An 18,507-nucleotide genomic window follows, 5' to 3' on the forward strand; every position below is an offset into this window, starting at 1 on the left:
GGTTTCAGTGGTGGGCTGACATGGTGGCCGCGGCCCCGTTGCCGCGCAGCATGATTCGTCCCACCAGCGCCGGACCGGCCAGCGCGGCGGGCGTTTCGACGAGATGGGCGACCCGCATGAACGTCCGTGCGACCAGCGAGTCATGGTGGGCGGCGCGATATGTCTGCGCCACATACGCATTGGTGAGCCGGGTGCGCAGGCCACGCCGTCCCGCAACGGCGGGATGACGCAGATCCGATGCGGCGGCCAGCTGCCAGGCGGTGTCGGCGGCCTCGGCGGCGGCCGCGTAGAACCGTGCGGGCAGCTCCGCGAACGGCAAGCCGATGCGGAGGCATTCCCGCAGGACGGCCGCCTGCAGCGCCGCCACGGTCATGCCCTGGGCATAGAGCGGATTGAACGCGCATTGCGCGTCACCGAGCACCACCAGCGCCGCGGGCACCTCGGGTTCCCGGTCGAAGCGGCGGCGCACCGAGGACCGGAAGCGGTACGGCACCGCGTCACCGAGAGGCTCCGCAGCCGTGACGATCTCGTGGATATCGGGCGCGGACAGGGTCGCGGCATAGGCGTGGAATCCTGCCGGATCGGTGGGCGGATGATCACCCATCATCCCCGCCAACGTCACCAGCCAACGGTCACCCTCGACATGCACGGCTCCACCACCACGACCGTCGGCCCCGGTCGAGATGATCACCGACGCATGCCCGCCCAACAGCCCGTCCCGGTGCCGATACAGCCGCGAGGCATACCCGAGATCGACCTCGAGTCGCTCCTCGACAGGCGCCGTCGCGCCGATCACCCGCAGCCACTCGCAGATTCGCGAGCCTCGTCCGCTGGCATCCACGACCAGATCCGCGCCCACGATCTCGGTGTCGGCGGAGTCAGCGCCGCCTGCACTACGCGGCTCGCCCTCCCCCGCACCGTCGTCGGCCGCGTCCGTGGAACCGCTCCGGCGCACCCCGTCGTCGATCGCGGGTGTGTCCGAGGCTGCTCCGTGGTCGCCGTCCTGGCGCGAGTCGCGGTGGGTGGTCACTCGCACGCCGGTGACGCGCTCACCATCTCCCGTCAACCCGCGCACCGTAATACCCTCACGCAGCGTCACATTCGGTAGCTCTAGGGTGCGTCGGCGCAGGACGGACTCGAGCAGCGGCCGGGTGGCGATGACCGAGGTGAGATCGGTCGCGGTGGCGGCCAGCCGGGATCCGCCGATATACCAGCGGGTCCCGACGAGCACCTCCGCGGTGTGCGCACCGGCGGCAACCAGATCGTCGGTGCACCCGGGGTACAGATCCTCGATGATGCTGCGCCCGCGATCCAGCAACCCATGCAGGTGCGCGCCTTGCCCAACCCCACGCCGCACCACACCCGGCTCGGCCGTATCCCGCTCGAGAATCGTGACCCGCGTACAGAATTCGGCCAACACCCGTGCCGCGAGCAGCCCCGCGACACCCGCGCCGATGACAATCGCATGCCGCTCCGCCCCACCGGCCTCGGGTGCGGTCATTGGGTCACCCCCCAGCGGCAATATCCGCCACGCCCGACGCGGTCGCACGCCGCACCCGGTTCCGTGGCTTCGCGTGCGAGACCCCCACGCGTGCTGAATTCGACGGGCATCCGCGCCACGACGCACACGGGCGCGCGGTACATCGGCTCGTGCAAGTATCCGCACTGCCCGATGCCGCCGCGTACTTCGCACGGACCCGGGTTGTCCCGTTCGAAATTCGTGACCCGCGTGATCGTGTGCCGGTCCGCCTGGTTCATACCGCTACCTCGCCCGGGCGCGGTCATATCGCGACCGGGAGGGCCATGACGCCTCGGTGGATGAGGCTGGGGCGGTATTCGATATCGGTGGCAGCCAGACGCAGGTCGGGGGCACGGTCCAGGAGGGCTTGCAGGGCGGTGGCGGCCTCGAGGCGGGCGAGGGGTGCGCCGACGCAGTAGTGGATGCCGAGGCTGAAGCCCAGATGCTTGCGGGCGGGGCGGGTTCCGGCGTAGCGGGTGATGTCGAAGCGGTCGGCGTCGGGGTAGACGCGGTCGTCGCGGCTGGCCGAGGCGGTGAGAACGACTACGCCGTCGCCGCGGCGGAATTGGTGGCCGCCGACCACGGTGTCGTTCAGTGCTACGCGGATGGTGAACTGGGTGGGAGCGTCGTAGCGGAGCATTTCGTCGAGGGCGGGTTCAACCAGGTCGCGGTTGTCGCGCAACAGGTTCCACTGATCGGGGTTGCGGAGCAGGGCGAGCATGCCGTTGCCGATCAGGTTGATGGAGGTCTCCATGCCCGCGACCAGAAGGAGCAGGGACAGGCCGACGACCTCGGGCTCGGTGAGGAAGTCACCCTCGACGCTCGCGGTGACCAGCTCGCCGAGGAGGTCGGTGGTGGGGCTGTGCTTCTTGCGCTGCACCAGCTCTGCGAAGTACCCCATACACGCCATGGCCGCCTGTCCGCGTACGGTCACCGCGCCCTCGTCCAGCAGTGAGTCCGGGTCGCTGCCGCGGGCGATGGCCAGCTGCCACTCGCGGAATCGGGCCGCGTCGGCGGGGTCGCCGCCGAGCAGCCGGACCGGGATCATGGCCACGGCCAGTGGCACGGCGAGGTCTTCCATGATGTCGAAGCTGCCGCGGGCCAGGGCCGCGTCCACCAGTTCGTCGACCACCCGACCGGCCACGGGGGTCAGCTCGGCGATCGTGCGCGGGGTGAACGCCTTGGCCACCAGTTTGCGGTAGCGGCCGTGCTCGGGCGGGTCCATGCGGACGAACGAGCCGGGGATGGCGGCGGTGGTGTCGCGGAACGGGCTGATGCCCGCGGAATACCCGTGGCCCCAGTCGTTTCCGGTGAGCACCTGCGAGCATTCCTCGTAGCGGGTGATCAGCGTGACCGGGACGTCGCCGAAGCGGTACGGGAACAGTGCCCCGGCGTCGCGCACCCGGCGATACGCCGGATACGGGTCGGCCCGGTGCTCGGGGTCGAAGGCGTCGAAGGTGATCTCGGGTACGGCGGTGCTCATCGGCCCTCCACTCGGACACGCAATTCGGACATGCCCCGCACGACGACGTTGGGCCGGTACGAGGGTTCGGCCAGCAGGCCCAGGTCGGTGACGCGAGCGCCCAGGGCGCGCAGCACCGTTCGCATCTCGAGCCGGGCCAGGGGCGCGCCCAGGCAGTAGTGCAGCCCGAGCCCGAAGGACAGGTGCCGTTCGGCGCGCTGCCCGGGCAGGTAGCGGCCCAGGTCGAACCGGTCGGCGTCGGGGAAGGCGGCCGGATCGCGATTGGCCGAGCCCAGCAGCACGATGACCGCGTCGCCGGGCGCGAAAGTCCGCTCCCCGACGGTGATCTCGGCGCGCGCGGTGCGGGTGGTGAGGTGCACGGGCGCGTCGTAGCGCAGCACCTCGTCGACGGCGGGCCCGGCGAGGTCTGGATCGTCGCGCAGCCGCCGGAACTCGCCGGGCTCGCGGATGAGGGCGAGCACGCCGTTGCCGATCAAGTTGACCGAGGTCTCGTGTCCGGCGACCACCAGGATGAGCAGGGTCCCGATGAGCTCGGTGTGGGTCAGCCGCACCCCGGCCTCCTCGGCCTGAACCAGGGCCGTGATCACGTCCGGCTGCGGGTTCTCGCGGCGCTGTTCGACGAGATCGCCGAAGAATTCGGTGAATTCGTGCACGGCGGCGGTGCGCGCGGCCAGCTCCTCGGGGCTGAGCAGCACATCGGGATCCAGGCCGCGGGCGATCCCGGCCGACATGGCCCGGACCTGCGCATGCGCCTCGGCGGGCACGCCCAGCATTTCGCAGATCAGCGTGAGCGGCACCGGATAGGCCAACGTCTCCAGCAGATCCACCTCCCGCTCGGCCAGGATCGCGGTCAGCAGGTCCTCGACGAGGTGCTCGGCACGGGCCTGCAAGGAGGTCACCGTACGTGAGGTGAACGCCTTGCCGACCAGCCCGCGCAGCCGCGTATGGTCCGGCGGCTCCATCCACAGGAACGACCCCGGCAGCTCGACATCGCTGTCCCCGTGCAGCAGTTCGGGTTCCTCGGCGTGGCTCCAGCGCGGATCGATGAGGATCGCCTGCGCCTCGGCGTGCCGGGTGACCAGGTGGGTCCCGTGCGGTCCGGGCACGAACGGCCCGGTGGCGCGCAGGATCTCATAGCTGTCGTAGGGGTTGTGCCGGAACTGCGGCGCGACGCTCTCCACGACGGCCTGTTGCACCCGGGTACTTTCCGCGACCGCGGCGGGATCGGCACTCACCGGCGACTCCTGAATTGTGCGGGCCAATTTCGGGATTCATCCTCACGGGCTCAGCACCTGCGCCGTCCGTCCATTGTCGACGCCTATCGCCCGATTGCCGTATCCCTTTATCGGGCACGACATTTGGACGATCGACGCTGCTTATCACCGCCCGCGATTAACAGGGAGTTCAGCGCGCGGACACAATTCGCTGTTGTCGTGATCATCATGAATTCCCTGAATTCGGAAGGCACACTGCCGGATCGGCTGGCCGACATCGCGGCCGCGCATCCCGGCGTCGTGGCGACATTCTGGTCGACCGGTGAACGGCTGCCGTACGCGCGCCTGCATCGGCTGTCGCTGACAACGGCAGCCGAGTTGGTGCGACGCGGTGTCGCCCGCGGCGAGCCGGTGGGCATCCTGTGCCCGAACGCACCGGAATTCCTGGTGAGCTTCTTCGGTATCGCGGCGGCAGGCGGCGCGGCCACTCCCCTGCCCCTGCCCGCGAGCACCCGCCGCGCCGGCGGCTACCCCCAGCAACTGGCGGCCATCACCGCGGCGGCGGGCATGCGCACAGTACTGGTGTCGCCGACCTTCGCCGAAATGATCCCTCTCCTACACGACGCCGTAGACGTGGAATTCCTCAGCACGACTGCACTTTCCGCTGAAGCGGATCCTTCCGACGGCGGCCTGGTCTCCGCTGGGGCGACAGGTTCCGCTGAGGCGACGACTGCGACTCGGGCGGCGGGTTCGGTCGGGGCGACGGGCTCGGTCGAGGCGACGAGTTCGGTCGGGACGACGGGCTCGGTCGAGGCGACGAGTTCGGTCGGGGCGGCGAGTTCGGTCGGGACGACGGGCTCGGTCGGGACGACGGGCTCGGTCGAGGCGACGGGCTCGGTCGAGGCGACGAGTTCGGTCGGGACGACGGGCTCGGTCGGGACGACGGGCTCGGTCGAGGCGACGGGCTCGGTCGGGACGACGGGCTCGGTCGGGACGACGGACTCGGTCGGGACGACGGACTCGGTCGGGACGACGGACTCGGTCGAGGCGACGGACTCGGTCGAGGCGACGGACTCGGTCGAGGCGACGGACTCGGTCGAGGCGACGGACTCGGTCGAGGCGACGGACTCGGTCGAGGCGACGGACTCGGTCGAGGCGACGGGCTCGGTCGGGGCGGCGGGTTCGGCTGAGGCCGAGATCTTGTGCGGGGCGGCGATTGCTGCTGGAGCGGGCACCTCGGCCGGGGCTGGGACCAAATCGGTTCGGCTGCCGGAACTTCGCCCCGATGACCTCGCGGTCGTGCAGTTCACCTCGGGCAGCACCGCGCTGCCCAAGGGCGTGAAGCTGACCCATCGCCAGGTGCTCAGCGGCCTGGCCGCGATCCGGCGCGGCATCGCCCTGGATCTCGAGGATCAGGGCGGGTTCTGGCTGCCGTTGTTCCATGACATGGGCTTGTTCGGGACGCTGTCGGCGATTCTGCGCGGCATCCCCGCCCACCTGTGGTCGCCCTTGTCGTTCGTGAAGGATCCCGCGCGCTGGCTGCGCGAGTTCGCCGCCAGCGGCACCACCATCACCGCCATGCCGAGTTTCGGTTACGAGGCGCTGCTCGCGGCGGTCGAGCCCGAGCAGGTCGCCGCGCTGGATCTGCGGCATTGGCGCATCGCCTTCAATGGTGCGGAACCGATTTCGCAGGACGTGGTGTCCCGATTCCTGGAGCGCTTCGCGCCCGCCGGATTCGCGCCCAGCAGCATGTTCGGCGTGTACGGCATGGCCGAGGCCACCCTGGCGGTCGCCTTCCCGCCGCTGGGCCGCGACCCACTGTTCGAATGGGTCGACCGCGCACTGCTGGCCGATGCCGCTGTGGCCGAACCGGTTTCACCCGAGCAACCCGGCGCGCGAGCCGTGGCCGGAGTCGGTGCGGCCGTGGACGGCCTGGCGTTGCGGGTGGTCTCCACCGACAGCGGCATCGAGCTCCCCGACGGCCGCGTCGGCGAGATCCTCATTCGCGGCGCGTCGGTGACCGGCGGCTACCTCAGCGCCGACCCGGAGGCGGTGGCCGATCGCTTCGTCGACGGCTGGCTGCGCACCGGTGACCTCGGATACCTGCGTGGCGGTGAGCTTTTCGTCACCGGCCGCTGCAAGGACATGATCACCGTGCGAGGGGTCAACCACTACGCCCAGGACGTCGAGGCGGTGGTCGCCGATCTCGACGGTATCTACAAGGGCCGCTGCACCGCCTCGGCCGACCCCGACGGTGCGGATGTGATCGCCGTGATCGCCGAGACCGAATGCGAGGGCGAGGAAGCCGTCGCGCTCTCGCGCGCCATCGCCGATCGTATTGCCGCCGAACTCGGTTTGGCGGCGGTCGAAGTCCATCTGGTGGCACCGCGCACGATCCCCCGCACCAGCAGCGGCAAGCTGCGCCGCCTGGCCGCCCGCGACCTCCTCACCCCGCGGCAATGACGCCCTTCCATCCCTCGCGAACCGGAGTACCTCGTGCACAGTTATGACGTCTTCCGCCACTACGAGCGCCTGCACTGGAAGCTGGGCGACCTCGGCTTCGACACCGTCGACAAGGACCTGGTCCGGCCCGAATACGTCACCCTGGCCAAGAGCGCGGCCATGGGCGAGTCCAATGTGATCGCGGCCGTGCACGGCTTCCTCGCGGAGTTCGTGGACGACTACGACTTCTCCACCTTCGCGGTGGTGTGGGGCTATCAGGAAGTCCAGCACCACTACGCCTTCCGCTCCTGGCTGCGCGCCATCGGCGAGGACGTGCAGGACGCGGCGGTCGACGCCATGCGCGAGCCCTACGCGCCGGGCACCACGCCGTCGGCGACGCTGGCCACCAACATCATCTCCGAGCTGACCGTCAACCACGTCTACCGCGCGGTGTCGTCGTGGGTCGAGGAGCCGGTGCTGAAGTCGCTGCTGCTCAACGCGAGTCGCGACGAGGCCGGGCACGCCCGCGAATTCATCCACTACGCCACCGGCCGGCTGGAGCGGCGGCCCGAGGAGCTGCCCTCGGTGCTCGAGACGCTCTACGTCTACAGCTCCGAGGCCAAGATCAAGCACCCGGTGAGCACGTTCAAGGCCGGGATCGCCGAGCTGAGCGATCACGAGACCATCGACACCGGTTTCGAGCTGTTCCTCGAACAGGTCGCCGCCGAGGGCGAATTGGAGGTGCTGCACGACAAGGTGCGCCGCACCTTCGCGACCATGACCGGGCTGGACCTGTCCAGCAATGCCAAGGTCCGCCGCGCGCTGGCCGAGGCCATCGCCCAGGCCCGCCCATGACCGCACTGTCCTCCGATGCCGCGACACCGCCGCCCGCCGACCCCGAGGTCGTGCGCGTGCCCTGGTCGGTCATCCCCGACTACCACTGCTTCGGCTGCTCCCCGCACAACGTGTCCGGGCTGCGCCTGACCTTCACCCCGCACGGTGACGGTTTGCAGGCGCGTTTCCGCCTGGATCGCGCTTTCGAGTCGTATCCCGGCATCGTGCACGGCGGCCTGACCGGCGTCATCTGCGACGAGGTGATGGGCAATCTCATCGTGCTGGCCCGGCACGTGCCCGCCTTCACCGTCTCCCAGCGCACCCGGTTCCTCACCCCGCTGCTGATCGACCGCGAATACCGCTGCGTGGCACAGCTTTCCGAGACCGGCTCGGGCGGCCTGATCCAGGCGACCGCCGAGATCCGCGACGCCGACGACGCCGTGTGCGCCGCCTCGGCCGCCACCTACCGGCCCTTCGCGCTCGAGTCCGTGCGCCATCAGCTGTCCCTGCGCGACGACGAGGTCGCCCTGCTCGCCCAGGCCCTCACCACGGCAACCGCCCTGTCCCCGAATGGAGTTCCGTCATGACCGACGACATCCTGCGCACCGTCACCGAGATCGCCGCCGCCGAGACCGGCCTGCCCGAGTCGACCCTCACCCCCGACGCCGACCTGCGCGGCATGGCGGGCGTGGATTCGGTGCGGGTGCTGCGCATGATCGCCCGCATCGAGCGCACCTACGACATCGAGCTCGAGGACGAGGACGTCTTCGGCACCGCCACCCTCGCCGAGGTGGCGGCGGTCGTGGACAAGGCCGTGCGGGCCGCGGCATGAGCCTCGAAATCGACAGCATGAGCGCCCCCGTCACCGCCGACACCAATCAGCACTACGACCTGGATCCGGAGATCTTCGGCCAGTTCCTGGATCCGCTGCGCAAGTACAGTTCGGCGCTCTACGAGAACGACACCGACACCCTGGAACTCGCGCAGCGCAACAAGCTGCGGTTCGTCGCCAGACGCCTGGGCATCCAGGGCGGCGAGCAGTTGCTCGACATCGGTTGCGGCTGGGGATCACTCATCCTGTTCATGGCCCAGGAGTACGGGTGCGACACCCTGGGTGTGAGTCCCGCGCCGCGCCAGCACGAATACATCGCGACCCAGGCGCTGGCCCGGGGCGTGGAGCGTCAGGTGCGGACGCGGGTCGGGCATTTCGAGGAGATGGAGCTGCCCGCGAAGAGCCAGGACGCGGTCACCATGCTCGGCTCGATCGTGCACATGCCGGATCTGGACCGGGTCTTCATCGAGGCCCGCGCGGTGCTGCGCCGGGGCGGTTCGCTGTATGTGTCGGAGAGCTGCTTCCGCAATGCCGCCGCGCGCCGCGCTTTCGACGAGCGCGCCGGCACCGAGTTCGTGCGCAACGACATCTTCGGCTGGGGTTCGCTGCGTCCGCTGTCCGAGCTGGTCACCGCCGCCGAGGATGCCGGTTTCTCGATCACCTCGGTCGACGATCTCACCGACCAGTACCGGCGCACCATCGAGGACTGGATCGCCAATGTGGACGTGGCCGCCGATCTCATCGACGCGCACCGGCCCGGTCTGGCCGCCCAGCTGCGGCACTACCTGGAGGTCGCCAATGCCGGATGGGGTTACACCACCAAGCATTACGCGCTGGGCTGCCGCAAGGCGCGCTGAGAGCCGGGAGCGGAGATGACGAGGCAATCGGACCTGCTGCCGGTCGGTGAACTGGTCGAGGCCGTGGACGGCTTCCTGGCCGCCTCACCGGCCGCGCGAGCGTGGGACGTGGAGACCGAATTCGACTGGGCCGCCGCCGATGCCGGACGGCTCACCGAGGGGCAGCGCTCGGCGGTGCAGTTCGTGACCTTCATCGAGGATCACCTGCCCGGGTATTTCGATGTGTACCAGCGGTTCTTCCCGGTCGACGACAGTGTCGAACTGCCCGCGTTCGAACACAATCGGGAGCTGTACCACTTCACGGTGCGCTGGGCCCTCGAGGAGGACACCCACGCCCGGGCGTTGAACCGCTACCAGGTGGACTCCGGCATCGCCGAACGCGACACCCTGCGCACGGAATTGGCGGTGGAGGGCCGCAAGCCGTTCGACCTGCCCTATGAGCATCCGGTGCAGTTCTTCGCCTACGCGCTGGTGCAGGAGAAGGCGACCCAGATGTACTACCACCAATTGCGGGACGTGTCGGGCGATCCCGTTCTGGCGGCGGTGCTGTCACGTCTGGCTCGCGACGAGGCCCGGCATTTCAGCTTCATGGCCGATGTGGTGAGCCGGTATCTGCGGGTGCAGGGTGACGCGGTGGTGGAGCCGATCCGCGATGTCGTGGCGGGATTCCGCATGCCGCTGGCGGATACGCTGCGCGGCTACTGGCGCTGGGCGCTGCGCATCGCCGACGTGGCCGACTACGACCACACGGCCGCGTACGAGCATCTGCTGCGGGTGCTCGACCGTGCGGTGGACGCGCGCACCGATCGGCTCGATGAACTGGCGGTGTTCATCGGCCAGTGCCGCGCATTGGCCTGACCACCCGATACGAAAGAGCCCGGTTCCGTGGGGAACCGGGCTCTTTCGTGCGAGGACGTCAGCCCTGGGGTCCGAGCACCAGGATGGTGGTGGATCCGTGCGCGATCAGCTTGCCGTTGGCGTCGGTGATGCGCCCCTCGGCCGTGGCGGTGCGACGGCCGACGTGCACGGCGGTGGCCTCGCAGGTCAACCGGCTGCCGTCGATGGCGACCGAGCGGATGAAGTTCACCTTCAACTCGAGGGTGGTGTAGGCGGTGTTGTCGCCGAGCTTGGTGAACACCGCGCTGCCCATGGCGGTGTCCATCAGTGTCGCGATCACCCCGCCGTGCACGGTGAACATGGCGTTGATGGTGGCCGGGTTCGGGTCCAGGTAGTAGCGCGTGTAGCCGTCACCGGCGCGATCGAGCCGAATGCCCAGCGAGGCGCCGACTCCCAGCTTCTCGTCCAGGCCCCGCTGGAAGACCGTCGTCAGTTCGTCGACGCGCCGGTCCACCGTCGCGTCGATCTGCGCCTCGCCGTTCACGTGTGTGCTGGTCATGGATTCGTCCTCCCTAGCCTGCCGGTGTCGGGTGAATTCGATCAGCTTCCGGTGAATTATGGTTTGCCGCAGGACATTCCATTTCCAGCTCCGATCGGGCGATCGAGAAAGCCGTGTGACGAATCATTACTCGCCGCAAGCAATTACATCGGATACTGTCGGCGGTATGGCCGACATCGAAGCCCTGGACCGCATCGAGTCCATCGGGCCGGAATTCTTCGCCGATCCGCATTCGCATTATCGCCGCTGGCGTGCGGAGGGCCCGGTGCGCCGGGTTCGCTATCCCGACGGGATCGTGCGCTGGGTCATCCTCGACTACGCCGCGGGCCGCGCCGCCCTCAACGACCCGCGCCTGGCCAAGAACTACCTCGCCACCAACGGCCTGCTCGCCACCAAACGCGGCCTGCCGCAGCCGGACCCGCGGGATCTGGTGCTGTTCAACAACATGCTCAATCTCGACCAGCCCGACCACACCCGGTTGCGCAAGCTGATCATGCGGGCCTTCACCCCGCGCCGGGTGGCGGAGTTGACGCCGCGGATCGAGGAGATCGCGGCGGACCTGCTCGACGCCCTCGACGGCCGCCACGAGGCGGACCTGTTGCACGACTTCGCCGAACCGCTGCCGATCACCGTGATCTGCGAACTGCTCGGTGTCCCGCTCGCCGACCGCGCGAACTTCCAGACCTGGACCAAGGCGCTGGTCGCCGTGGCCGGGGTGGAGGAGGACCGTGAGTCCGCCGCCCGCGACATGGGGGCCTACCTGACCGGGCTGGTCCGGGAGAAGGCCGCGCATCCCACCGCGGATCTGCTCTCCGCGCTGGCCGTTCCGGCCGACGACGGCGACACCCTCACCGAGACCGAGCAGGTCGGCATGGCCTTCCTGCTGCTGGTCGCCGGGCACGACACCACCGTCAATCTGATCGCCAACGGCACTCTCGCCCTGCTGCGCAACCCGGAGCAGGCCCGCGCCCTGCGCGCCGAGCCCGAACTGATCCCCGACGCCGTCGAGGAGTTCCTGCGCTTCGACGGCCCGGTGAACATCAGCACCATCCGCTACACCTCGGAACCGGTCACCATCGCCGGCGTCGACATCCCGGCCGACGAATTCGTGTTCATCGCCCTCATCGCGGCCAACCGCGACGAGGACCGCTACCCGAACCCCGACACCCTCGACATCGGCCGCGACACCTCCGGCCACATCGCCTTCGGCCACGGCATCCACTTCTGCGTCGGCGCGCCCCTGGCCCGCATCGAGGCCCGGGTAGCCTTCTCCGCCTTGCTCTCCCGCTATCCGAACCTCCGCCTGTCGCCTCGCGACGCGGCCCTGACCTGGCACCCGAGCACCCTGATCCACTCGCTGCAGGAGCTCCCGGTACTGCTGGACTGACGCTCTTTCAACGCGGCCGCAGCGTGACCGGCAGCGCCGAGGGCGAGAGGACGAAGTCGCGGTTGGAGGCGCGCACCCGGTGCCCCGGTACCGGTGTGACGCGCCATCGTGACAGCAACGCCGCCGAGGCCAGGGCGATCTCCAGCATGGCGAAATGGTCACCGAGGCAACGACGGCGGCCGACACCGAAGGAGATCATGGCCTTCTTCGCGGTATCGGCGGCGTTCTCGGCGTTCCAGCGCTCCGGATCGAAGGTCTCGGGGTCGCTGAACCAGCGCGGATCGTGCTGAACCATGTAGGGGCTGAACATGATCGCCGACCCGGCGGGGATGGTGACCTCGCCGATCGGCAGATCGGCGCTCGCATTGGCGGCGCTGATCCACGGACCCCAGAATCGAATCGTCTCCGACACGACCTGCTTCAGGTACGGCATCGACCCCAGGTGCTCCGGCCGCACATCCCCGGTCCCCACCACGGAATCCAGCTCGCCATAAAGCTTTTCGGCAATATCGGGCCGCAGACTCACCTCGTGCCACAACCACCCGGTCAGCGATGCCATCGACCCCACCCCACCCGCGAGCATGAGAATCGCCTCATCGATGATGTGGTCGTCCGACAACCGCTCCCCGGTCTCGCTGTCGGTATGCCGGATCAACGCCGACACCACATCATTGAAATCCTCATCCCGCCTGCGATATTCGGCGACCACGGCCCCCACCGCCGCCCTCAGGTGCCGAGCCTTGCTGCGCCAGCGATAGTTCGCGATCACCCGCATCCTGCGCAGCTGCGGCGGCAACGCGGTCCGCACGATCACCTGGCTGAGCAGCCACGGCACACTGTCGCGAATCTCCCGCCGCGCACTGTCACCGAAATCCGCCGTGAACAACGTCGCCGACACGGTGTCGAGCACCAGCCCGTGCGCCTCGTCCATGAGGTCGACCCGCTCCCCCCTCGGCAGTCCGGCCGCCCACGAGTTCGCGATATCCGCCGCGGCTTCGGCATATTCGGCCAGCCGGGTCTGCCGCAGCGCGGGCGAGATCATCCGCCGCCGCAGCCGATGCTCGGGCCCGCGCAGCACATTCACCGCCCCACCCGCGATATCGGCGATCGCTTCCCTCAGATCCTCCCGCTCGAATTCCGCGTCCGAGAGATTCACCTCGCGCAGCAGATCCGGCGTAGTGAGCACATACCCGGTCTGCCGCCCGAAATGGACCCGCACGATCGGCCCCAACCGCGGCAACGAGGTGACGAAACCCGGCGCGTCGGTCAGCGCCCGCAGACTGTGCCCGAGCACGGGCACAGCGCCGGGCGCGGTGGGTATTTCGGCCAGTGTCCGCGGCATGACGGCCGGGAAATCGGCGACAGCGATCGGAGCGGCGGGGGTTGTGCCAGCGGTGCGCAGCGCGGCGGCCCGGATCCCCGCCAGCGTCCTCATGACGGCGCCCACCCCGTTGCCCCTCCGACCGACAGTCATGCTCGCTCCCTCCGCGCCCGGCACCGCGACCACGATCGCGTCGGCGGACTGTCGACGGTCCTCCGATGTGGCCGCGGTCCGCCGGTCCCGGCGGACCGCCGCGGCCTTCCCGCCCCGTGCGCGGGGCCTGCGCCCGAACACCGCCACATCATCCGCCAGCGCGGTGGGCGCATCGGCGGCGGCCAGTCGGTAGACTTCCAAAACTGCTGCGATCTGCCTCGATTGGCGGACAGCGTCGGTCTGTCCGGTCAACGCGGTTCGCAGCTCGGCGAGTAGCGAGCGGTCGGCCACGAGTTTGGCGAGGGTGTCGGCCAGCGCGTCGACGGTGACGTCGGCTGCGCGTATCCCCGCCGGAACCGATTCGGCCAGAGCAGGATCCGTGTACACGACCGGCAGCCCTACCGCCGCCGCCTCGAGCAGGACCATGCCTTGGGTGTCGAAACCGTAGGAAGGAAACAGCAGGGCGTCGGCCGCCGCCATCGCGTCGAGACATTCCGCTTGGGTCACCCTGCCGTGCAAGCGAATCCGGTCCCCGAGCCGCCGTTCGACAATCCGTCCCACCGCCGCGCCGTGCAGCTCACCCTCACCGTAGACATCGAGTTCACAGTTGTCCGTCCGGCGTACTGCCTCGATCGATTCCAGCAGCCGCTTCTCCCCCGACAGTCGGCCGCACCAGACCAGGCGCAGTGGGCCGTCGTCGGTTCGTTGTGCGGGGGTTCGCCCTTCGAGGAGGGCGTCGTCGACTCCGTTGGATATCACCGTGATCGGCCGGGTCACCCCGTGGGCGAGCAACAGATCCGCGAAGTGGCCCGTCGGTGCGATCACCTGGTCGGCGGCTTGGGCTTGGCCGCTGATCGTCCACCAGGCGTGCCGGGCCGCGCGCGTCTCGGGCCGGTGCGGCATGTGATGGGTGTGCGGGACGTAGCGGCCGTGCAGGAGTCGCAGCGCCAAGGCGGTCGGGTACGGTGCGGGCGAGGTGTGTTCGATGAAGGCGTCGTCGCGGCTCTGGGCGGTGTGCACGAGCGGGATGCCGTGCCGCCGTGCGGCTTTCATTCCTGCGATGGCGACGCCGTAGGTGGATTGGGTGTGCACGATGTCGATCGGCCCGCGCCCGGCGAACTCGGCGTCGATGAGCGCGGCGTTGCGGCGGGTCGGCGCGACGACCTCGAAGCCGTTCACGGCAGGGATCGAAAGCGGATGCAGTGCAACGATATCCGGGTCCGGCGCGGCAGTCCGGTCGGGTGCGACGAACAGGGTGACCCGGTGTCCGGCGCGTTCGAGGCCGCGGCGCAGTGCGGAGACGGCGGTCTGCACCCCACCGAGCGAGGCCGGGTGGTAGTCCACGAACATCGCAATGTGCATCAGCCGAACCCTACTCAGCGCCGACCCGTTCTGAAATGCCCACATTTTTCCGGTCTGGACGGCGGCCGCCACGCCGCACAGTGTCTATTGATCCCACCATCTGTGTCGAAAGAGGCCGCATGCGCATCGCGATACCGCTGACCGGAACCCGGGGCGACGTTCACCCGATCGTGGGCCTCGGTGTCGAGTTGCAGCGGCGCGGGCACGAGGTGTTGCTGGGCGCGCCACCGAATCTGGTCGACTTCGTCACCGCCGCAGGGCTTCCCGCGCAGGCCTGCGGACCGGATGTGCAGCGGCTCTACAGTTCCGAGGAAGGGCGGCGGGCGCTCGCGGCGGGCAATACGCTGCGGCTGATGCAATTGGTGGGCAAGCAGATGGCCGAGTACGCCGAGCGGATGAACCGCGAGGTGATCGAGGTGTGCTCGAAGGCCGAGCTGATCGTGGCGAGCACGGTCACCGAGGATCGCGCCTCCTCGATCGCCGAGGCCATGGGCGTGCCGCTGGTCAGCCTGCACTACTATCCGTGCCGCATGAACAGCGCCTACCCGTTCCCCGGATTGCTTCCGGCGCACTGGAATCCGCCCGCGCCGGTCAATCGGGCGACCTGGACGCTGGCCGAGAACCTGCGCCGCGTCGTGTTCCTGCGCTACCTCAACCAATTGCGCGGCACGCTCGGACTGCCCAAGTCCTATGCCAGTCCGGCGGCGGCGCTGGCCCGGGCCGGTGTCCCCGAGATCCAGATCTACGACCCGGCCCTGGTTCCCGGCCTGTCCGAGGAGTGGGGCGAGCGCCGGCCCTTCACCGGCTTCCTCACCCTCGACCGCGCCACCCGCACCGCCGTGGGCGAGCTCTCCGGCAGCCACAACGAGCTGCTCGAATGGATCGGATCCGGTGCTCCCCCGGTGTTCTTCGGCTTCGGCAGCATGCCGATCCACGACGCCGCCGCCGTCTTCGCCATGGTGGAGCAGGTGGTGGTCCGGCTCGGCATCCGCGCCCTGGTCCACGCGGGCTGGAGCGATCTCGATGTGGCCGCCACCGCGACCGGGGACCGGATCAAGCTGGTCGGCACCGATTTCGCGTACGACGAGATCTTCCCGCACTGCGCTGCGGCCGTGCATCACGGCGGCATCGGCACCCTGTTCGAGAGTCTGCGGGCGGGCCTGCCGACGGTCGTGTGCTCGGTCTCGTTCGAACAGCCCATGTGGGGCGGCCAGGTGGCGAAGCTGGGTTTGGGGGCGCACCTGCCCTTCACGGCGCTGACCACCGAAGGCTTGATCGCCGAGCTGGCTCCGCTCCTGAACGATGAACGCCGCACGCGAGTAAAGGAATTCGCGACCACCCTGCGCACCACGGGCACCGCCGAGCGGGCGGCCGATCTCATCGAGGCCGCTGCCCGGTGACCGCGCCCACCGCCGTCCGCTACCTCGTGCCCGACACGCTGGTGATGTTCCGCCGCTGTGCCCGCCGCACCCTGCGCAGCACCGACACCCTAGTCATCTCGCTGACCATGCCGATCCTGATGATGCTGTTGTTCACCTATGTGTTCGGCGGCGCGATCGAGGTCGGCGGCTCCTACCTCAACTATGTGATCCCCGGAATCATGTTGCTGTGCACTGGTTTCGGCGCGTCGATCACGGCGACCAGCGTCTGCACGGACATGACCCGCGGCAGTGTGGACCGGTTCCGGACCCTGCCGATGTATCGCCAGGCACTGTCGGCGGGACATCTGAGCGAAGGGGTCGTCCGCACCATGGCGGCCATCGTCATCGCGGTGGGCGTGGCTGTGGCGCTGGGTTATCGGCCGGGTTCGGGCCCTGTGGGCTGGCTGGCCGCGACCGGCTTGATCGTATTGTTCGTGGTCGCGATCACCGCGATCGCGGTGGCCCTGGGTATGGCGGCCGGTAATCCGGAGGCCGCGGGCGGCCTCACTTACGCCATCACCTTCATCCCCTACGTCTCGAGCGCCTTCGTCCCGACCCACACCATGCCGTCCTGGCTGCGCGGCATCGCCGACCGCCAGCCCGCGACCCCGGTCGTGGACACCATCCGCAGCCTGCTCGACGGCACCCCCGCCGACCGCGCGCTGCCCGCCGTCGTGTGGTGCGCGATCCTCGCCGCCATCGGATTCGCGTGCGCGAGCGTGTCTTTCCGCCGCCTGAACTACCGCTGACCGCGCTGCATATAGCAGTTGGTCTCGATCACCGCACCACTGTCGAGGCGCTCACGCCAGCCCGCGGGCCCCACGAGGCGAACCGTGTCCGCCCACGGCGAGTACGGCTTGCCCTGCGAGTCATGGCCCGGGAACGGCACATAACCCCAGTAGCAGGTGAGCCCGCCCGCCGGAGGCGAGAACACCCAGGTGTCGGCCCCGACATCGGCACCGACCGTGACCTGCCTGATCTGCTGCTGCGCAACGACATTCGGATCGCCATTGCTCACGTCCTCGGGAGCCGCGTTCGCCGCGCCCACCGCGGTCACGAACGCCGCCACGGCAGCCGAGCCCACCCCGAACACACGTCTCATCCCCGACAGCCCAATCCTCGTATCGAATCCCCGCCCCCCGGAACAAAGACGGCGGCGAACTCTAACAAGCCCTCGTCGTGACCGGGTAGACCCGCGGATAGGCCACCGAATCGGTCACCCGCCCAACCTCCGGACCCGGGCCGGGCGTTGCCGTTTCGTTCAATACTCGACCTGCCTGACCGCCCGACGATATCTCCCATCGACCATGACTCACGAAAGGATGGGACCACACATGATCACCTGGGGTGGCCGCCTATTGGTGCTGCTGGGAGCCGGGCATCTCCTCACCGGCCTGGCAATCACATCACCGCATTTCGCCCGAACCTGGCTCGCCGGGCATCTGACCGACGACAGCCTGACCGCCTTGAGCCCCGCCAACGGCGCCTATTGGCTCACGGTGGGCAGCTTCGCCTTTCCTCTCATCATCCTCGGCCTGCTGATCCTCTGGCTCGACCGCCGCGACATCGTGCCCCCACTCTTCCTCCCTTGGACGATCGGCCTCTGGTCGCTGGCGGCAGCCGCCATGTTCCGCGGCATCCCCTGGCTGCTGGCCTGGCTCGGCGTAGCCCTCCTCTTCACCGGCATCCACCGCGCCCGCACCGCCGGAGCGGGCCGAATGGAGCGAGCCGACATCGTTCGATAGCCTGGCTGCGTGTCTGTCAGCGGGGTGGCCGCGGCCTTGGTGCCGAAGCGGATGTTGTCGGTGTTCGTGCGCAACGCGGAGCTGTTGAAGTTCCTGACGGTGGGGGCGATCGCGTTCATCGCGACCTCCGCGATGTTCTTCGGGCTCAAGTGGACTGTGCTGCAGGGGAAGCCGGTGACGGCGAACGTCATCGCGGTGTTGCTGGCGACGGTCCTGTCGTATGTGCTGAATCGGGAGTGGGCGTTCTCGGCGCGGGGCGGGCGGCAGCGGCGGCACGAGGCCGCGATGTTCTTCCTGGTGGCCGGTATCGGGTTGGTGATCAACCAGCTGCCGCTGGTGGTTTCGCGCTACGCCCTCGACTACCGGACTCCGGATGTCTCGCTGCTCGCGGAGAACATTGCCGACTTCCTCAGCGCGACCTTGATCGGCACCCTGCTGGCGACCGCGTTCCGGTGGTGGGCGATGCGCAAGTTCGTGTTCCCGCATGCCGCCGAGTCCGCCGCACCGCGGTCGCGGTCGGTCCCGGCGAAGCGCTGAGCAT

General features: G+C 69.0%; 17 protein-coding genes. 11 read left to right on the plus strand and 6 right to left on the minus strand.

The window, feature by feature from the left end:
• Window positions 1–4: 4 nt before the first annotated feature.
• The 3 genes from GPX89_RS24620 to GPX89_RS24630 form a co-directional block, all read right to left on the minus strand.
• A complete protein-coding gene (locus tag GPX89_RS24620) occupies window positions 5–1,501 on the minus strand; it encodes an FAD-dependent oxidoreductase (RefSeq protein WP_157390063.1) in 1,497 nt (498 codons plus the stop codon).
• A 280-nt stretch (window positions 1,502–1,781) separates the two neighbouring features.
• A complete protein-coding gene (locus tag GPX89_RS24625; RefSeq protein WP_157390064.1) occupies window positions 1,782–3,002 on the minus strand; it encodes a cytochrome P450 in 1,221 nt (406 codons plus the stop codon).
• Entirely contained in the window at window positions 2,999–4,237 is a 1,239-nt protein-coding gene (locus tag GPX89_RS24630; RefSeq protein ID WP_328602274.1) for a cytochrome P450, read from the minus strand. Before GPX89_RS24630 ends, GPX89_RS24625 begins: the two co-directional genes overlap by 4 nt.
• Window positions 4,238–4,444: 207 nt before the next feature.
• Here GPX89_RS24630 and GPX89_RS24640 point away from each other — a divergent pair, with 207 nt between their 5' ends.
• Genes GPX89_RS24640 through GPX89_RS24665 form a run of 6 tightly spaced genes read left to right on the plus strand, consistent with a single transcriptional unit; the run spans window position 4,445 to window position 10,039 of the window.
• Entirely contained in the window at window positions 4,445–6,679 is a 2,235-nt protein-coding gene (locus GPX89_RS24640) for an AMP-binding protein (protein ID WP_235948129.1), read from the plus strand.
• 33 nt (window positions 6,680–6,712) lie between these two features.
• Window positions 6,713–7,513 (plus strand): ferritin-like domain-containing protein, encoded by an 801-nt coding sequence (locus tag GPX89_RS24645; protein WP_328602275.1) that lies wholly within the window; start codon window positions 6,713–6,715, stop codon window positions 7,511–7,513.
• Window positions 7,510–8,079 (plus strand): PaaI family thioesterase, encoded by a 570-nt coding sequence (locus tag GPX89_RS24650; protein ID WP_157390066.1) that lies wholly within the window; start codon window positions 7,510–7,512, stop codon window positions 8,077–8,079. Before GPX89_RS24645 ends, GPX89_RS24650 begins: the two co-directional genes overlap by 4 nt.
• The gene (locus GPX89_RS24655; protein ID WP_157390067.1) at window positions 8,076–8,324 is read left to right on the plus strand and encodes an acyl carrier protein; all 249 of its coding nucleotides are present in this window, start codon (window positions 8,076–8,078) and stop codon (window positions 8,322–8,324) included. The genes GPX89_RS24650 and GPX89_RS24655 overlap by 4 nt, the downstream gene beginning before the upstream one ends.
• Complete coding sequence (locus GPX89_RS24660; RefSeq protein WP_235947981.1) at window positions 8,321–9,181, plus strand: SAM-dependent methyltransferase; 861 nt, start codon at window positions 8,321–8,323, stop codon at window positions 9,179–9,181. The genes GPX89_RS24655 and GPX89_RS24660 overlap by 4 nt, the downstream gene beginning before the upstream one ends.
• A gap of 15 nt (window positions 9,182–9,196) precedes the next feature.
• Entirely contained in the window at window positions 9,197–10,039 is an 843-nt protein-coding gene (locus tag GPX89_RS24665; RefSeq protein ID WP_157390068.1) for an acyl-ACP desaturase, read from the plus strand.
• A 58-nt stretch (window positions 10,040–10,097) separates the two neighbouring features.
• Here the strand turns inward: GPX89_RS24665 and GPX89_RS24670 are convergent, their stop codons facing one another.
• Entirely contained in the window at window positions 10,098–10,577 is a 480-nt protein-coding gene (locus tag GPX89_RS24670) for a PaaI family thioesterase (protein WP_157390069.1), read from the minus strand.
• Between the two features lie 166 nt (window positions 10,578–10,743).
• Here GPX89_RS24670 and GPX89_RS24675 point away from each other — a divergent pair, with 166 nt between their 5' ends.
• Window positions 10,744–11,964 (plus strand): cytochrome P450 family protein, encoded by a 1,221-nt coding sequence (locus GPX89_RS24675; protein WP_157390070.1) that lies wholly within the window; start codon window positions 10,744–10,746, stop codon window positions 11,962–11,964.
• A 7-nt stretch (window positions 11,965–11,971) separates the two neighbouring features.
• Here GPX89_RS24675 and GPX89_RS24680 read toward each other — a convergent pair whose 3' ends face one another.
• Complete coding sequence (locus GPX89_RS24680) at window positions 11,972–14,800, minus strand: cytochrome P450 (protein WP_157390071.1); 2,829 nt, start codon at window positions 14,798–14,800, stop codon at window positions 11,972–11,974.
• Window positions 14,801–14,919: 119 nt separating this feature from the next.
• On the opposite strand from GPX89_RS24680, the gene GPX89_RS24685 reads away from it, so the two are divergent.
• Together GPX89_RS24685 and GPX89_RS24690 are read left to right on the plus strand one after the other, a co-directional pair.
• Window positions 14,920–16,200: a glycosyltransferase gene (locus tag GPX89_RS24685; protein WP_157390072.1), complete on the plus strand. Its 1,281-nt coding sequence runs from the start codon at window positions 14,920–14,922 to the stop codon at window positions 16,198–16,200.
• A complete protein-coding gene (locus GPX89_RS24690; protein ID WP_328602276.1) occupies window positions 16,197–16,970 on the plus strand; it encodes an ABC transporter permease in 774 nt (257 codons plus the stop codon). The genes GPX89_RS24685 and GPX89_RS24690 overlap by 4 nt, the downstream gene beginning before the upstream one ends.
• Here the strand turns inward: GPX89_RS24690 and GPX89_RS24695 are convergent.
• Window positions 16,961–17,323, minus strand: a complete 363-nt coding sequence (locus tag GPX89_RS24695; RefSeq protein WP_157390073.1) for a hypothetical protein — start codon at window positions 17,321–17,323, stop codon at window positions 16,961–16,963. The genes GPX89_RS24690 and GPX89_RS24695 overlap by 10 nt on opposite strands.
• Before the next feature lie 232 nt (window positions 17,324–17,555).
• Between GPX89_RS24695 and GPX89_RS24700 the strand changes: the two genes are divergently transcribed.
• Window positions 17,556–17,966, plus strand: a complete 411-nt coding sequence (locus GPX89_RS24700) for a DUF6463 family protein (protein WP_157390074.1) — start codon at window positions 17,556–17,558, stop codon at window positions 17,964–17,966.
• 9 nt (window positions 17,967–17,975) lie between these two features.
• On the plus strand, window positions 17,976–18,503 hold the full coding sequence (locus tag GPX89_RS24705) for a GtrA family protein (RefSeq protein WP_328602277.1): 528 nt from the start codon (window positions 17,976–17,978) through the stop codon (window positions 18,501–18,503).
• Window positions 18,504–18,507: the final 4 nt, after the last annotated feature.

The sequence above is a fragment of the Nocardia terrae genome, from assembly GCF_009760405.1.
Taxonomy (GTDB): Bacteria; Actinomycetota; Actinomycetes; order Mycobacteriales; family Mycobacteriaceae; genus Nocardia; species Nocardia terrae.

Bases quoted from the DNA above. Each gene is read 5' to 3' on its own strand.
- GPX89_RS24620 (WP_157390063.1), bottom strand. From the start codon at position 1,501: ATGACCGCACCCGAGGCCGGTGGGGCGGAGCGGCATGCGATTGTCATC.
- GPX89_RS24625 (WP_157390064.1), bottom strand. From the start codon at position 3,002: ATGAGCACCGCCGTACCCGAGATCACCTTCGACGCCTTCGACCCCGAG.
- GPX89_RS24640 (WP_235948129.1), top strand. From the start codon at position 4,445: ATGAATTCCCTGAATTCGGAAGGCACACTGCCGGATCGGCTGGCCGAC.
- GPX89_RS24650 (WP_157390066.1), top strand. From the start codon at position 7,510: ATGACCGCACTGTCCTCCGATGCCGCGACACCGCCGCCCGCCGACCCC.
- GPX89_RS24655 (WP_157390067.1), top strand. From the start codon at position 8,076: ATGACCGACGACATCCTGCGCACCGTCACCGAGATCGCCGCCGCCGAG.
- GPX89_RS24660 (WP_235947981.1), top strand. From the start codon at position 8,321: ATGAGCCTCGAAATCGACAGCATGAGCGCCCCCGTCACCGCCGACACC.
- GPX89_RS24665 (WP_157390068.1), top strand. From the start codon at position 9,197: ATGACGAGGCAATCGGACCTGCTGCCGGTCGGTGAACTGGTCGAGGCC.
- GPX89_RS24670 (WP_157390069.1), bottom strand. From the start codon at position 10,577: ATGACCAGCACACACGTGAACGGCGAGGCGCAGATCGACGCGACGGTG.
- GPX89_RS24675 (WP_157390070.1), top strand. From the start codon at position 10,744: ATGGCCGACATCGAAGCCCTGGACCGCATCGAGTCCATCGGGCCGGAA.
- GPX89_RS24680 (WP_157390071.1), bottom strand. From the start codon at position 14,800: ATGCACATTGCGATGTTCGTGGACTACCACCCGGCCTCGCTCGGTGGG.
- GPX89_RS24685 (WP_157390072.1), top strand. From the start codon at position 14,920: ATGCGCATCGCGATACCGCTGACCGGAACCCGGGGCGACGTTCACCCG.
- GPX89_RS24695 (WP_157390073.1), bottom strand. From the start codon at position 17,323: ATGAGACGTGTGTTCGGGGTGGGCTCGGCTGCCGTGGCGGCGTTCGTG.
- GPX89_RS24700 (WP_157390074.1), top strand. From the start codon at position 17,556: ATGATCACCTGGGGTGGCCGCCTATTGGTGCTGCTGGGAGCCGGGCAT.